This is a genomic window from Rhodoferax sp. U11-2br, from assembly GCF_018619435.1.
Lineage (GTDB): Bacteria > Pseudomonadota > Gammaproteobacteria > Burkholderiales > Burkholderiaceae_C > Rhodoferax.
Window position 1 is genome coordinate 25,912 of the sequence record NZ_JAHFZF010000013.1, and the last position, 14,162, is coordinate 40,073.

Annotated in this window: 15 protein-coding genes; 8 read left to right on the forward strand and 7 right to left on the reverse strand. The window is 60.4% G+C overall.

Annotated features, from left to right (window positions below; translation table 11 throughout):
- Positions 1 to 4 precede the first annotated feature (4 nt).
- The 5 genes from kdsB to KKO72_RS10265 form a co-directional block, all read right to left on the reverse strand.
- A complete protein-coding gene (gene kdsB / locus KKO72_RS10245) occupies positions 5 to 775 on the reverse strand; it encodes a 3-deoxy-manno-octulosonate cytidylyltransferase (RefSeq protein ID WP_214937953.1) in 771 nt (256 codons plus the stop codon).
- 35 nt (positions 776 to 810) lie between these two features.
- A complete protein-coding gene (locus KKO72_RS10250; protein WP_075587109.1) occupies positions 811 to 993 on the reverse strand; it encodes a Trm112 family protein in 183 nt (60 codons plus the stop codon).
- A gap of 17 nt (positions 994 to 1,010) precedes the next feature.
- Complete coding sequence (gene lpxK / locus KKO72_RS10255) at positions 1,011 to 2,033, reverse strand: tetraacyldisaccharide 4'-kinase (protein WP_214937955.1); 1,023 nt, start codon at positions 2,031 to 2,033, stop codon at positions 1,011 to 1,013.
- Between the two features lie 61 nt (positions 2,034 to 2,094).
- Positions 2,095 to 2,514, reverse strand: coding sequence for a biopolymer transporter ExbD (locus KKO72_RS10260; RefSeq protein ID WP_214937957.1), 420 nt, complete (start codon positions 2,512 to 2,514; stop codon positions 2,095 to 2,097).
- Positions 2,515 to 2,614: 100 nt separating this feature from the next.
- Positions 2,615 to 3,241 (reverse strand): MotA/TolQ/ExbB proton channel family protein, encoded by a 627-nt coding sequence (locus KKO72_RS10265; protein WP_078363407.1) that lies wholly within the window; start codon positions 3,239 to 3,241, stop codon positions 2,615 to 2,617.
- Between the two features lie 315 nt (positions 3,242 to 3,556).
- Between KKO72_RS10265 and xseA the strand changes: the two genes are divergently transcribed.
- Entirely contained in the window at positions 3,557 to 4,903 is a 1,347-nt protein-coding gene (gene xseA, locus KKO72_RS10270; protein WP_214937960.1) for an exodeoxyribonuclease VII large subunit, read from the forward strand.
- 45 nt (positions 4,904 to 4,948) lie between these two features.
- Complete coding sequence (locus tag KKO72_RS10275) at positions 4,949 to 5,530, forward strand: superoxide dismutase (protein ID WP_214937962.1); 582 nt, start codon at positions 4,949 to 4,951, stop codon at positions 5,528 to 5,530.
- 110 nt (positions 5,531 to 5,640) lie between these two features.
- Here the strand turns inward: KKO72_RS10275 and KKO72_RS10280 are convergent, their stop codons facing one another.
- Positions 5,641 to 6,084 carry a DUF192 domain-containing protein gene (locus KKO72_RS10280; RefSeq protein ID WP_214937964.1) on the reverse strand — a complete coding sequence of 148 codons (444 nt, stop codon included), beginning with the start codon at positions 6,082 to 6,084 and terminating at the stop codon, positions 5,641 to 5,643.
- A gap of 192 nt (positions 6,085 to 6,276) precedes the next feature.
- Between KKO72_RS10280 and icd the strand changes: the two genes are divergently transcribed.
- Positions 6,277 to 7,530 (forward strand): NADP-dependent isocitrate dehydrogenase, encoded by a 1,254-nt coding sequence (gene icd / locus KKO72_RS10285; RefSeq protein ID WP_214937966.1) that lies wholly within the window; start codon positions 6,277 to 6,279, stop codon positions 7,528 to 7,530.
- Positions 7,531 to 7,623: 93 nt separating this feature from the next.
- Here the strand turns inward: icd and KKO72_RS10290 are convergent, their stop codons facing one another.
- Complete coding sequence (locus tag KKO72_RS10290; protein WP_214937968.1) at positions 7,624 to 8,544, reverse strand: Ppx/GppA family phosphatase; 921 nt, start codon at positions 8,542 to 8,544, stop codon at positions 7,624 to 7,626.
- Between the two features lie 271 nt (positions 8,545 to 8,815).
- On the opposite strand from KKO72_RS10290, the gene KKO72_RS10295 reads away from it, so the two are divergent.
- The 5 genes from KKO72_RS10295 (at position 8,816) to KKO72_RS10315 (ending at position 14,155) form a co-directional block, all read left to right on the forward strand.
- Complete coding sequence (locus KKO72_RS10295; RefSeq protein WP_180127446.1) at positions 8,816 to 9,028, forward strand: hypothetical protein; 213 nt, start codon at positions 8,816 to 8,818, stop codon at positions 9,026 to 9,028.
- Positions 9,029 to 9,050: 22 nt separating this feature from the next.
- Positions 9,051 to 10,358 (forward strand): CorA family divalent cation transporter, encoded by a 1,308-nt coding sequence (locus KKO72_RS10300; protein WP_214937969.1) that lies wholly within the window; start codon positions 9,051 to 9,053, stop codon positions 10,356 to 10,358.
- A 339-nt stretch (positions 10,359 to 10,697) separates the two neighbouring features.
- Positions 10,698 to 11,711, forward strand: coding sequence for a M14 family zinc carboxypeptidase (locus tag KKO72_RS10305; protein ID WP_214937972.1), 1,014 nt, complete (start codon positions 10,698 to 10,700; stop codon positions 11,709 to 11,711).
- A gap of 6 nt (positions 11,712 to 11,717) precedes the next feature.
- The gene (locus tag KKO72_RS10310) at positions 11,718 to 12,464 is read left to right on the forward strand and encodes an alpha/beta fold hydrolase (RefSeq protein WP_214937974.1); all 747 of its coding nucleotides are present in this window, start codon (positions 11,718 to 11,720) and stop codon (positions 12,462 to 12,464) included.
- Positions 12,465 to 12,565: 101 nt separating this feature from the next.
- Positions 12,566 to 14,155, forward strand: coding sequence for a methyl-accepting chemotaxis protein (locus tag KKO72_RS10315; RefSeq protein WP_214937976.1), 1,590 nt, complete (start codon positions 12,566 to 12,568; stop codon positions 14,153 to 14,155).
- The last annotated feature ends 7 nt before the right edge of the window (positions 14,156 to 14,162 follow it).

The following is a 14,162-nucleotide window of genomic DNA, read 5'->3' on the forward strand; positions in this document are numbered from 1 at the left end:
TGGCTTACAGCTTGGCCGATGCCTGGTCAAAAACCTGACGCACCCGCGCCAGGTCTTCCGGGGTGTCGACCCCCGCGCCAGGGGCGTGTTCGGTGACATGCACCACGATCCGATAGCCGTGCCACAAGGCCCGCAGTTGCTCCAGCGCCTCGGTGACCTCCAGCGGTGCCTGCGCCAACTGCGGGAACTGGCGCAGAAAACCCACGCGATAACCATAAATGCCGATATGGCGCAGTGGCAGCGGGTTGGGCAACTGGGCCGGATTGTCACGCGGGTAGGGGATCGGTGAGCGGCTGAAATACAGGCCCATGTTCTGCGCATCCAGCACCACTTTGACAAAGTTCGGGTTGTGGAAGTCCGCTACCGTATCAATAGTATGGGCTGCCGTGCTCATATGGGCTTGCGGCGTGTTTTGCAACAAGGCCGCGACAGCTGTGACGAGGGTGGGCGCCATCAGTGGTTCGTCACCCTGGACATTCACCACAATCTCGTCATCGGCCAGACCCAGCAGGCCACAAGCCTCGGCCAGGCGGTCTGAGCCCGAGGGGTGGTCGGCGCGGGTCAGGATGGCGTCCACCGCGTGGGCCTGACAGGCCGCCACAATCTCCGGGCTGTCGGTCGCCACCACCACCCGCACCGCTTCCTGCGATTGGGTCAGTGACATCACGCGTTGCGCCACCCGCACCACCATTGGCACACCGGCAATGTCGGCCAGGGGTTTGTTGGGCAGGCGGGTGGAGGCCATCCGGGCCGGGATCAAGACGGTGTAACTCACGGGAAAACTCCTCGGTGCAGTGGTGGCGTGTGGGCTCAGAGCCCGAGTTCTTCGTCGGTGAGTGTGCGGGCTTCGTTTTCGAGCAGGATCGGGATGCCGTCGCGCACCGGGTAGGCCAGACGGGCACTGCGCGAGGTGAGTTCCTGCGTCTCGCGGTTGTATTCAAGCGGTCCTTTGGTGACCGGGCAAACCAGCAGTTCAAGTAGTCGTGTGTCCATGGCGTGATGATAGCTTCTCAGGGGGGCGTGGCGGGGGCCAACAGGGTCTCAATCCGGCTGTCAAAAGCCTGCCAGGCCTCGTCTGGCAACACCGCCATCAGCGGCACGGCCAGGGCATCAGGGCACAGCGGCCACAGTTTGACCGCGTCTTTTTCGGTGCAAATCAGCCTGTAGCCCTTGTATTCATTGGTTAAAAAGCTCTTGAAATCGTAGTGATCCGGCAGCGCCAGGGTGCTCTGCAGTGTCAAACCCTGCTGGCGCAGCATGGCAAAAAACACCTCGGGCTGGGCAATCGCGGCCAGCGCCAACAGGGGTGCAGTTGGCTGGCTCGCCAGCTCACGCAGCGGGATCTGGCTGCCGTCCTGCGTCACGGCATGGTCAGCCAGTGTGCGCCGGATGCGAAAACCATCAAACGTGGGCGCTGTGCCTGAGCGCAGCACCAGGTCCAGCCGACGCGGCCAAGGTTCGCGCAAAGGCCCGGCTGGCAGCAAAAAGCCGTTGCCCACACCGCGCTCGTCAAACACACCAATCTCCAGGTCACGGTGCAAGCCCAGGTGTTGCAGCCCGTCATCGCTCAGGATGAGCTGGGTTTGCGGGTGGCGCGCCAGCAGGGCCTGGGCGGCGTGCACGCGTTCCTCGGCCACAAACACGGGGGCACCGGTGCGCCGGTGGATCAGTGCCGGCTCGTCCCCCACCTCTTGTGCTGCGCGCTGTTGGGTGACTTCCTGGCAACCCGCTTGGCTGCGACCATAACCACGCGAGATCACACCCACCCGGAAGCCGCGTCGCTGTAAATGCTCCACCAGCGCGATCACCACCGGGGTTTTGCCAGCGCCACCCGCCACCACATTGCCCACAATCACCACCGGCACCGCCACACGCCGTGTCGCCAACAGGCCCGTGTGGAACAAGGCAGCACGCAGCCCAATCAGCAGCCGGTACAGCAGGGACAGCGGCCACAGCGCCCAGGCCAGTAACCCGCGTTGTGTCCAGGCGCGTAACAAGGTCTGCTGCCAGGCAGGGGTGGGTGAGGGAGGCATGGGGCCGACAGTGGGTCTGAGAAAAAAGGGGGGTGTCCAGGCTGCTGCTGGCACCGGCGCGCTAGTTGGCGCCGGACGACTGGGTGGCAAAGGTGATGTGGGACAGGCCAGCGCGTTTGGCGGCCTCCATCACCGTGATGACCGACTGGTGGCGTGCTGCGGCATCGGCGTAAATGATCACCACCGACTCGGCACCTGCCTTGGCGCCCGTCTGCAAAGCGTCGGCCAACTCCGCCACGCTGCGGCCCAGCACGGGCAGCTTGTTGACGCTGAACTTGCCCTCACTGCTGACCGAAACCAGCACCTCTTTGGGGTAATCACGCTGCGCCTCGGTATCGGCCACTGGCAGACGCAGTTGCAATTCGGTGAACTTGCTGTAGGTGGTGGAGAGCATCAGAAAGATCAGAATCACCAGCAACACGTCGATGAACGGGATCAGGTTGATCTCGGGCTCTTCCTTGGGGCGGGAGCGAAAATTCATACGGTCTTTTAGAAATGCGGTTGAGCGCCGCCGGGCCGCCCCAAGGCGCGAAGGCCCCCTCGGGGGGCAGCGCAGCACATGAAATGGCAAGCGTGGGGGTTCATTTGCGCAAACTGATCAGGTGGCGTGCCAGATGTTCGGCGGCCAGTTCCAGCGTGAGCAAATACTCATCCACCCGAGCGCGAAAATAACGCCAGAAAATCAGCGCCGGGATCGCCACCATCAGGCCAAACGCGGTGTTGTACAAGGCCACCGAAATGCCGTGCGCCAGCTGCGCCGGGTTGCCACCGGTGGCGCCGCTGGGGGTTTGTGAGCCAAAAATCTCGATCATGCCAATCACCGTGCCAAACAGGCCCATCAGTGGTGCGGCCGAGGCGATGGTGGCCAACGCACTCAGGTAACGCTCCAGCCGGTGCGCCACCAGGCGGCCGGTGCTTTCCATGCCGGCGCGCAACTCATCGTCGCTGCAGCGCGGGTTCTGGGTCAGGGTGCGCAGGCCACTGGCCAATACCTCACCCAAGGCCGAATTTTTCTCCAGCTGGTTGATGACTTCGGCACCGGGCACACCGTTGCGGGTCACCGTCATCACCTCGTCGAGCAAACTGGGGGGCGCCACCTTGGCCACTTTGAGACTCAGAAAACGCTCAATCACCAGGGCCAGCGCCAGGATGGAGCAGGCGATCAAGGGCCAGATCGGCCAGCCTGCGGCTTGTATGATGGAAAACAAATTGGGACTCCGCTCGTGAGAATAGCCGGGCAATTATGGCGCAGCCCTTGTGCCGTGAAGCGCACCGACTGCCCACAATTTCTGTGGATAACTTTGTGGAGAAGCCCTGGTGCAAGTGGCTGCAAGCCGCGTGCAGCTTGGATCCTGACACCTTGATGACAAATTAGGCAGTAAAAAATTCAATGAAATCAATGGTCTTTACCGAAGTTGCGAGATTCTTCGCTCCTGTTTTTGGGTCCCGGGTAGTTTCACCAAACTGTGGACGACTTGTATTTGGCGTCTCCGGCTCACGCCATTTGTCAACGGGTTTGTGTCATGTTTGATATAAAAAATACACAGGGTAAACCCCTGGTGTGGGCCGTGGGGGCCTTGTGCAGAGCGATTGCCGATGCGCTGCAGGCGCGCTTTAACCCGGTGACGGTGCGCGGCGAGTTGTCGGGCTTTTCGCGCGCGGCCAGTGGCCACTGTTATTTCACGTTGAAAGATGCCAGCGGCCAGTTGCGCTGCGCCATGTTCAAGCGTGCCGCCACCGGGCTGGACTTTGCGCCACGCGACGGTGAGCTGGTGGAGGTGACGGGCAAACTCGGGGTGTATGAGCCGCGTGGTGACCTGCAGCTGATTGTCGAGAGCATGCGCCGCGCCGGGCAGGGCAACCTGTTTGAGCAGTTTTTGTTGCTCAAGGCCAAGCTGGAGGCAGAGGGTCTGTTTGATGCATCGCGCAAACGCCCCTTGCCGGTCATGCCACGCGCCATCGGGCTGGTCACCTCGCTGGGTGCGGCGGCCTTGCATGATGTGGTAACGGCGCTGCGCCGACGTGTGCCCCACATCCCGGTGGTGCTGGCGCCGGCCTCGGTGCAGGGTTTGGCGGCACCCGCAGAGCTGATCCAGTCACTATCAACTTTGTACCGTCTGGCCCAGGTAGAACAAGGGCTAGAGGCCGATTTGCCATATAAACGGGCGCGTGGGGTGGCGCCACCACCGCCGGTCGATGTGATCCTGCTGGTGCGCGGTGGTGGCGCTTTGGAAGACCTGTGGGCCTTCAACGACGAGGCGCTGGCCCGGGCCATTGCACAGAGTCCGGTGCCGGTGGTCTGTGGTGTGGGCCATGAAACCGACTTCAGCATCGCCGATTTTGTCGCTGACCTGCGTGCCCCCACCCCCACCGCCGCTGCCGAACTGGTGGCCCAGCCGCGTGAGGCCTGGCTGGGCGCGCTGGACGCGGTGCAGCGTCGTCTGCAAGACGCCCTGGAGCGGCACCTGGACCGGCAACACCAGCGCCTGGACAACGCGCTGACACGGCTGGGTCGGCCCTCGGCCAAACTCGCGGGCCAGCAGCTGCGCCTGAGTGCCTGTGCCCAGCGTTTGCAAAGTGGCACCCGACATACGCTGCAATTGCGCAGCCAGCATCTGCAGCGTCTGGCCGCGCAGCTGCCGGTGGCCTTGAGCCGTGGTTTACAGACGCAGTCCCAGCGGCTGGAGCGCGCCGAGCTGCGCCTGGGTTTGCTGGACCCCCATCTGGTGCTGGAGCGGGGTTACGCCTGGCTCAGTGATGCACAAGGCCAGGCGGTGACGCGTGTCAGCCAGACCCATGCCGGGCAGGCCTTGTCTGCCACCCTCATGGACGGCACGGTTGAATTGACCGTGACCGACCAAATCACCTGAAACTTCCTACAATTTGATTTTTCGCAAAACCACTCTGAGGAAATTATGGAACACACCTTGCCCGCTTTGCCCTTTGCCATCGACGCTTTGGCCCCCCACTATTCCAAAGAGACCTTGGAATTCCACCATGGCAAGCACCACAACGCTTATGTGGTCAACCTCAACAACCTGCAAAAAGGCACCGAGTTTGAAAACTTCACCCTCGAAGAGATTGTCAAGAAGTCCAGCGGCGGCATCTACAACAACGCCGCGCAAATTTGGAACCACACCTTCTTCTGGAATTGCATGACCCCCAACGGTGGCGGCGAACCCACCGGCACTTTGGCGGCAGCCATCGTTGCCAAGTGGGGCAGCTACGCGGCTTTCCGCGAAGCGTTTGTGAAGTCGGCTGTTGGCAACTTCGGTTCGGGCTGGACCTGGCTGGTGAAGAAGGCGGACGGCTCGCTTGACATCGTCAACATGGGCGCAGCTGGCACCCCGCTGACCACCGGCGACACCGCCATCCTGACGGTCGACGTGTGGGAACACGCTTATTACATCGACTACCGCAACATGCGTCCGAAGTTTGTCGAAACCTTCCTCGACAAGCTGGTCAACTGGTCGTTTGCCCAGGCCAACTTCGCCTGATCAACGCGTCTTTGTCAACAAAAAAGCCACCTTCGCGGTGGCTTTTTTTATAAGTAAAATCTGCCTCTAGCCCTTATCTTTCAAGGGCTGATAGCTATCAATCCAGTAGTCTATTTGGCAAAGGGCTCACCACCGAGCTTGGTCCCGGCCTTGATGCCTTTTTTGGCAAACCAGCCCTGGTTCATCTCCAGCACATAACGCACCGGTTTTTTCGAGCAATGGGAGTCGGTGGTTTGCGGTTTCATGTCTTCCAGATTGACGATGCTGCCGTCGTCGGCCACAAAGGCAGCGGTCAGTGGCAAGAGGGTGTTTTTCATCCAGAAACATTGTTCGGCGGGTGACCCAAACACAAACAACATGCCCTCGTTTTGGGGCATTTGCTGGCGGAACATCAGGCCGATCTCGCGTTGCTCGGGGGTGCTTGCCACCTGGGTGTCGATCAGGTACATGCCTGCGCTGAGCTTGATACGTGGCAGGTCCATTTGGGGTGCGTTCTGGGCCAGGCTGGCGCTGGCGGCGGCCCAGCACAAGAGGGTGAGGAGAAGTTTTTTCATGGCCTTATTTTCACGCAAATGCTGCAGTGGATGGCACGGCGCGGGTGATGTGTTGTCGCTGGATGCAGGCGCAAGGCATGCACTTGCAGGTGATTAGGAGGAAAATAGTCAAGTATTGCGTCTAGAATGAAATTCTGGTTCATTCCGAGTGGGTGAGCCTTGTTTTTGATCCATCCACGGAGACTTATATTCATGTACCAGCACATCAAGGTGCCTTCCGAAGGCCAAAAAATCACCGTCAACGCCGACTATTCGCTGAACGTGCCGGATCAGCCGATCATCCCGTTCATTGAAGGTGATGGCACCGGTTTTGACATCACCCCGGTGATGATCAAGGTGGTGGATGCAGCTGTGTCCAAAGCTTACGGCGGCAAGAAAAAGATCCACTGGATGGAAGTGTATGCCGGTGAAAAATCCACCAAGATTTATGGCCCCGACGTCTGGTTGCCCGAAGAAACCCTGGCTGCCCTGCGCGAGTATGTGGTGTCGATCAAGGGCCCGCTGACCACCCCCGTGGGTGGTGGCATCCGTTCGCTCAACGTGGCACTGCGCCAGGAGCTGGACCTGTATGTCTGCCTGCGTCCCATCCAGTACTTTGACGGTGTGCCCAGCCCAGTCAAAGAGCCACACAAGACCAACATGGTGATCTTCCGCGAAAACTCGGAAGACATCTACGCCGGTATCGAGTTTGAGGCCGAGTCCGACAAAGCCAAAAAAATCATCAAGTTCCTGCAAGAGGAAATGGGTGTCACCAAGATCCGTTTCCCCAACACCTCGGGTATCGGCATCAAACCGGTTTCGCGCGAAGGCACTGAGCGCCTGATGCGCAAGGCTGTGCAATACGCCATTGACAATGACAAACCCAGCGTGACCATTGTGCACAAGGGCAACATCATGAAGTTCACCGAAGGTGGCTTCCGTGACTGGGCCTACGGTCTGGCACAAAAAGAATTTGGCGCGGTGCCGATCGACGGCGGCCCATGGTGCTCGTTCAAGAACCCGAAAACCGGCAAAGAAATCACCATCAAGGACAGCATTGCCGACGCCTTCCTGCAACAGATCCTGTTGCGCCCGGCCGAGTACAGCGTGATTGCCACCCTGAACCTGAATGGCGACTACGTGTCTGACGCGCTGGCTGCACAAGTCGGTGGTATCGGTATTGCCCCGGGCGCCAACCTGTCGGATTCGGTGGCCTGTTTTGAAGCCACCCACGGTACAGCCCCCAAGTACGCTGGCAAGGACTATGTGAACCCCGGTTCCGAGATCCTGTCCGCTGAAATGATGCTGCGCCACATGGGCTGGGTTGAAGCGGCCGATGCCATCATCAAGTCGATGGAACGCTCGATCAAGAGCAAGAAGGTCACCTATGACTTCGCCCGCCTGATGGAAGGTGCAACCCAAGTGAGCTGCTCGGGCTTTGGCCAGGTCATGATCGACCACATGTGAGTGACTTGCCACAGCCCCTGGGCTGTGTGTGATTCATAAAAAAAGCCCGGCAAACGTCGGGCTTTTTTGTGGGCGCCAGAGACCGGGTGAGGCTCAGGCTGGTTCGCGCATCAGGTCCATCAGCAGGCCATGGCGCAGGCCACCCAGTGACTGCTCCAGCCGCGTGATACCCAAGAGGGCAAACAGCGCCCGCATCACACTCAAGCCGCCGCCAATGATGGCTTTGCGGTCTTCACGCAGTCCCATCATGCTGAGTTGGCCCGCGCTGTGCGCGGCCAGCAACTTCTCCAGCAGCCAGTCCAGGCCGTCCTGGCTGACGTGGCCTGGTGGCCAGCCCGCGCCCGCCAGCACATCCACCACCGCGTTGACGGTGCCCGCTGAGCCGTAGGCCTTGTCCCATTGGTGGGGGCCGCAAAAAGCCAATGCGGGCGCCAACACCGTCTTGGCAGCCTGTTCTGCGGCAGCGAAGGCGGGCGCGATGAGTTCACCGTCCGGAAAATACTGCATCGACCAGCCGACGCTGCCTACCGGGTAAGAGGCCATCTGCAGGGCTTGGTTGCCGCAGCCAATGATCAACTCGGTGGAGCGCCCACCAATGTCGATGACCAGACGGCGCTCGTCGGTGTTGTCGGGCAGGGCCTGCGCCACACCCTGGTAAATCAGGCGGGCCTCCTGCTCGCCCGAGATCACCACAATGGCATGGCCCAGCAAGCTGCTTGCCTGGGTCAGGAACTCGTCGCGGTTGTGGGCCTCACGCAGGGTCTGGGTGGTGACCGCGCTGAGCCGGTCCGGGGCAAAGTCGCGCAAACGTTCACCAAAGCGGCCCAGACAGTCCCAGCCCCGTTGCATGGCCTGTGGCGTTAATCTGGACTGTTGGTCGAGCCCGTTGCCGAGTCGCACCGTTTCTTTGAGGTAGTCGCTGCGGCAAAACCTGCCGCCTTCGACATGGCCTAATTCCAGGCGAAAACTGTTGGAGCCCAAATCCACTGCCGCCAGGCGCATTCCATCTTGCATGTTGGTGATTGCTTTTTTTTGACGGGTGTCAGCATAGCACCCAACGCGGCACGGCCATCGGGGCGTCCAAGCCGTCATCTCCTGTGGATGGGATGAATTTCCTAAGCTTGTTATGTGAAATCTTGATGACAGTGTGGCCGGATGGCTGCGATGTTTGCTGGCAATTGGCCGCTTGTTGCCTTGGGTCAAAACTTTGGCGCTTTGTCATCTGGGTGACTTGTCCATTGGCTAATATGTCTGCGTGTTTAGGGTCTGAAAGCTTGGAATCATCATGACAAGGCACTTGGACAATCTCGAACGACTTTTTCACAAACTCTACCGCCGTTATGGCCCCGATGACCCGCTGTGTCGACAAGCGCAAGTGGAGTTTGAGGACAGCAAGGCGGTCGAGCCGATCACCGGTCTGCAGCAAGACTGGAATGTTCCCTATCGCCATCTGATCAAGGATCAGAACAGCGAATTCATGCGGCACACCCGAAGGTGAGCTGGTCTGAGGCGCGGGCTGCATGAGTGTGCCCGCAGAGAAGGTGTCCGAGCTGCTCAAGAAGCAAAAGCGCATTGAGAGTTTGGTCCACAACCAGAGCATGCCGCGCCAGGCCATCGTGGAAACGCTGGTTCAGCGCCAGCATCTGGCCGAGCTGCACAATCTGCTGTCCCCATGGCCTGCCAGCGAGATTGGCACCATCCTGGAGTCTTTGCCGGTAGACGAGGCGATGTTGTTGTGGGCGCAGCTGTCTGCCGAGCGGCAAAACGACGTTCTGTGGGAAATCTCCGATTCACTCCGTGGGCTGTTGGCCGACAACCGGGAGCCTGCGTTCAACGAAAGCCAGATCAACGCCTTTGTGCTGGTGGATGGCCGCCTGCGGCAAATTGCCGTGGAAGGTCGCAAGAGTCTGGAAGGTCTGCAGCCGATCTGGATTGACCTGCTGGGTGCCAGCAAAGCCGAGCGTAATTTTGTTGGTCTGCACTTTGGCTTGAGCTTCTCGGACCCCGATGATGTGACCGACCTGGAAGCGAGTTCACGCTACCGTATTGAAGACAACGGTGACATCCACCTGCATTCCAACTTTTTGCTGGACCGCGAGGGCAAGTCGCGCAGTGTTCCGGTGAGTTTTGTGTTGCACCAGGGGGTCCTGTTCACCTTGCGCAACCAGGAGTTGCCGGTGTTCCGATTACAACGTCGGCGCACCCTGACCCAGCCGGGTTATGTGTCTGACTGCACCGATGTGCTGCTGGATTTGTATGGCGCTGATGTGGAGTACTCGGCCGACTCACTCGAAGACATTTACGCCACCTTGGGTGAGGTCGGGCGCCAGGTGCTCAGCGAGGTCATCACCGACCGTGAGGCCGCCGCCATTCTGGGCGACATTGCCGAGGAAGAGGACCTCAATGGCCGCATCCGGGGCAACATCCTGGACACCCAGCGCGCGATCCATTTTTTGATCCGCAGCAAGATCATGTCGACCTCACAAGGGGAGGACGCCAGGCAGATTTTGCATAACATCGAGTCACTCAACAGCCACACCTCGTTTCTGTTTGACAAGATCAACTTCCTGATGGATGCCACCATTGGTTTCATCAACATCAACCAGAACCGGCGCATCAACCAGCTGACGGTGTTTGGTGTGGTGTTCACACCCATCAATATTCTGGCGGGCATGGGTGGCATGTCCGAGTTTTCGATGATGACCCAAGGCATTCCCTGGCCGATCGCTTATGGCGCGTTTCTGGGTGGGGCGGTACTGATCGGCGTCATCACGTTTCTGGCACTCAAACATCTGGAAAGTCGACAGACCCGCGTCAAGAGGCTGTGAGCCGCTGGGCTGGTGCGGTGATCCCAAGGCGCCATGCCTGGCTGCTGTGAAGCGCTCAGCGTTTGGTCAAGCGACGTGCTCGCTGCAGCGAAATCAGTTCCAGGATGCCCCACACCAGGCAGGCAGGTATGGCCAACAGGCGAAAAAAATTGGCTTTGAGGGGCATGGTGTGGGGGTGTCAGGGTTGCGGTCTGGTGACGAAGTTATCCACCCTGTGTGACGACCGTGTGACAGGGTTCACAACAGCTGGGTCTGCCTTTTGTCACGCTGTTGACATGTCTGTCTACTAGCCTCTTGTCGCATGTTGCCTGCACAACGCCCCCTTGGTCCACAAACTCCGTGACGGCACCCAAGTTGCCTGAGCTGGATGCGCTGGAGCGTGTCATCGAACTGGGTGCCGGGCGTCTGTCGTCCCGCGTGGTGTGCCAGGTGAGCCTGCCCGGTGGGGGCAGCTACCCGGTGCATGTCATCTGCCTTGGCAACCCCGATGTGGCTGTGCCTGGGGTAGGCTATTTTGGGGGGGTGCATGGTCTGGAGCGCATTGGGGCTGAAGTGGTGATTGCGTACCTGCACAGCCTGGTGATGCGGCTACAGTGGGACAGTGCCTTGCACCGGCAGCTCGAAACCGTGCGCCTGGTGTTTATGCCAATCATCAACCCAGGTGGCATGGCGCTGGGCACGCGGGCCAACCCCAACGGGGTGGACCTGATGCGCAATGCCCCGGTCAACGCCCACGAGCCGGTGCCGTTCCTGGTGGGTGGGCAGCGCATCAGTTCGGGACTGCCCTGGTATCGCGGCCCCAGAAGCGGGTTGATGGAGATTGAAAACCAGGCGCTGTGTGAGGTGGTGGCGGCTGAACTGCTGACGCGCGACTTCAGTGTTTCGGTTGACTGCCACTCCGGCTTTGGTGCGCGTGACCGTGTCTGGTTTCCGTTTGCGCACAAACGTGCGCCCATGGCACACCTGGCGGAAATGCAAGCTCTCAAACACATTTTTGTGCAGTCCAACAACCATCACCGCTACCTGATCGAGCCGCAAAGTCTGCAGTATCTGGCACATGGCGATGTGTGGGATCACTTGTATCTGCAGTCCTGTGCGCAGTCAGATCGGGTTTTTCTGCCGTTGACGCTGGAGATGGGCTCCTGGCTGTGGGTCAAGAAAAATCCGCGTCAGCTGTTTTCGCGCCACGGCATGTTCAACCCGCTGATCGAGCATCGCCAGCAGCGTGTGCTGCGCCAGCACCAGTTGCTGTTGGACTTTTTGTCGCGTGCGGCCTGTGGTTGTCGCCTGTGGTTGCCCACCGCAGAGACCCGGGCGCAACACCATGCCCAAGCTTTGCAAGACTGGTACTGAACACCCATGGCCACCTGGATTTTGTTGCGTGGACTGACTCGGGAGAGCCGACATTGGGGTGACTTTGCGGGCCTGTTCCAACAGGCTTTTCCAGAGGCCAGGGTGGTGACCTTGGACTTGCCTGGCAATGGGCGTCTGAACCACCAGCGCAGCCCAACGACTGTCGAGGGCCTGGTCGCGGACTGCCGCGCTCAGCTGGTCCAGCGCCAGATAGCGCCACCCTACCATCTGTTGGCGATGTCGCTGGGTGCGATGGTGGCCGTGGCGTGGTCACACAGCCACCCGCAGGAGGTGGCCGCCCAGGTGCTCATCAACACCAGCATGCGGCCCTTCAACCCGTTTTACCAGCGGCTGCGACCCGCCAACTACCTCAGCCTGCTGCGTTTGGCTTGGCCTGGTACCTCGGCCGAGCTGTGTGAGCACACCATTTTGCGCATCACCAGCCGTCGGCAGGATACTTCGGTGTTGCCGCAGTGGCTGGCGCTGCGTCGTGCCAACCCGGTCTCGGGCCGCAATGCCCTGTGCCAGCTGTGGGCGGCGGCCCGCTTTTCTGCGCCTGCTGGCCCCTTGGCTGTGCCCAGTCTGTTGTTGGCTGGCGAGCTGGACCAGCTTGTCAGTGTGGCCTGTTCACGCCGCCTGGCGGCGGTGTGGCAATGCCCCTTGCAAGTGCATCCTGGCGCCGGGCACGATCTGCCGCTGGACGATGGTCCCTGGGTCTTGGCACGTGTGGCGCAGTGGCTGTCACAGCGCTGAAATATCAGTGACACACAATACTTTCTACAGGCTCAGTGCTGGTCTTGGGACGTCATTTGTCTGGCCAGCACAGGTCGATGATTCGGAAAGAGAAGTCGTTCATGTCACATCGTTATGACGCGTCTGCCACCAGGGCCACGGGCTCGTTTTCGCGCAAGATAGCGGTCGTTCTGGCGCTGGTTCTTGCGGTGGCTTTGTTGGGCTCAAGCATTGGGTTCTGGTCGCTGCAACGTGTCAGTGGGGACACCGAGCGCATGGTGGGTGAGGTCATGGCCACCGAGCGCCTGGCAGCTGACCTGCAGCGCCATATTCTGGTGAATGTGGCCCGGACCAAAGGTTTGGCCCTGAGTTCCGAGCCCCAGGTTGGTGACGCCCTGATGCCTGAGATCAAACAGACGGCCGACCAGGTGGCGGCCTTGCTGGTTCAACTCGGTGACAAACTCACCGTGCCAGAAGACCAGGCCACCCTGGCGCGCATGCAAGCTGCCAACACCCGGTTCGCCAAATCACTGCAGGATCTGATTGCGGCGCGTGACGGTGGCGTCACCGCCAAGATCGAGCAGGCCTACACCGAACAGTTCACACCCGCAGCCAGTGAGTTGCAGGCTGCAGTGAAACAACTCGGTGATGCCCAGCGGGCCAAGATCGACACCTCGGCGCAGGGGATTGCTGGACTGAGCCTGAGCGCACGCTGGGGCCTGGTGGTCTTCAGCGTGTGTGCCTTGTTGCTTGGTGCGGTGTTGTCGGTCTGGCTGATTCGCAGCATCAAAACACCGATCCAGCTGGCGGTGGACACCGCCGACCGGGTGGCCTCGCTCGATTTGACGCACCATTTTGACGGCCACAACCGCGATGAGGCCGGCCGACTGCTGATTGCCCTGAGCCGCATGCAAACGTCTTTGCACAGCTTGGTACACCAGGTGCAGACCGCCAGCCACAGCGTGGCCCAAGGCTCCACCGAGATTGCCGCTGGCAATCTGGATTTGTCGAGCCGGATCGAGACGGCCGCGTCCTATTTGCAGCAAACAGCTGCCTCCATTGAGGATGTGGTGGCCAACATGCATAGCTCGCTGGAGGCCGCCAGCCGGGGTGATGCGCTGGCCAAATCAGCCAGTCTGGAGGCCACCCAGGGCAGCGCCGTGATGGCCGAAGTGATGCAGACCATGCAAGACATCCACACCTCGTCCAGCCAGATCGTGGAGATCATCTCCGTGATTGATGGCATTGCTTTTCAGACCAATATTCTGGCGCTCAATGCCGCCGTGGAAGCAGCGCGTGCCGGTGAGCAAGGACGTGGTTTTGCGGTGGTGGCGGCCGAGGTGCGGACATTGGCCAACCGGTCTGCGGTGGCGGCCCGTGAGATCAAGTCACTCATCGGGTCTTCTGCCAGCAAGATCGAACTCGGTACCCAGAAGGCCCAACAAGCGCTTGACACCATGGTGCACATGGTGGATTCGGTCAAACGTGTCTCGGCGGCCATTGGCGAGATCCATGCTGGCAGTCAGGCCCTGAGCGGCACCATGACCAACATCAACCAGGCGGTGACCCAGCTCGACAGCCTGACCCAGCAGAACGCGGCGGTGGTCGAAGAGTCGGCCGCAGCGGCGCAGAACCTGCAGGACCAGGCCGCAGGGCTGCGCGATGTGGCCGCCCAGTTCAGATTGCCCAATTCGGCGCTGTTGCTGACCTGAGACTGTT

What these genes read in the sequence shown, in the direction of transcription:
- KKO72_RS10250 (WP_075587109.1), bottom strand. Translation starts at nt 993, where the DNA reads ATGGACACACGACTACTTGAACTGCTGGTTTGCCCGGTCACCAAAGGA.
- lpxK (WP_214937955.1), bottom strand. Translation starts at nt 2,033, where the DNA reads ATGCCTCCCTCACCCACCCCTGCCTGGCAGCAGACCTTGTTACGCGCC.
- KKO72_RS10260 (WP_214937957.1), bottom strand. Translation starts at nt 2,514, where the DNA reads ATGAATTTTCGCTCCCGCCCCAAGGAAGAGCCCGAGATCAACCTGATC.
- xseA (WP_214937960.1), top strand. Translation starts at nt 3,557, where the DNA reads ATGTTTGATATAAAAAATACACAGGGTAAACCCCTGGTGTGGGCCGTG.
- KKO72_RS10275 (WP_214937962.1), top strand. Translation starts at nt 4,949, where the DNA reads ATGGAACACACCTTGCCCGCTTTGCCCTTTGCCATCGACGCTTTGGCC.
- KKO72_RS10280 (WP_214937964.1), bottom strand. Translation starts at nt 6,084, where the DNA reads ATGAAAAAACTTCTCCTCACCCTCTTGTGCTGGGCCGCCGCCAGCGCC.
- icd (WP_214937966.1), top strand. Translation starts at nt 6,277, where the DNA reads ATGTACCAGCACATCAAGGTGCCTTCCGAAGGCCAAAAAATCACCGTC.
- KKO72_RS10290 (WP_214937968.1), bottom strand. Translation starts at nt 8,544, where the DNA reads ATGCAAGATGGAATGCGCCTGGCGGCAGTGGATTTGGGCTCCAACAGT.
- KKO72_RS10295 (WP_180127446.1), top strand. Translation starts at nt 8,816, where the DNA reads ATGACAAGGCACTTGGACAATCTCGAACGACTTTTTCACAAACTCTAC.
- KKO72_RS10300 (WP_214937969.1), top strand. Translation starts at nt 9,051, where the DNA reads ATGAGTGTGCCCGCAGAGAAGGTGTCCGAGCTGCTCAAGAAGCAAAAG.
- KKO72_RS10310 (WP_214937974.1), top strand. Translation starts at nt 11,718, where the DNA reads ATGGCCACCTGGATTTTGTTGCGTGGACTGACTCGGGAGAGCCGACAT.
- KKO72_RS10315 (WP_214937976.1), top strand. Translation starts at nt 12,566, where the DNA reads ATGTCACATCGTTATGACGCGTCTGCCACCAGGGCCACGGGCTCGTTT.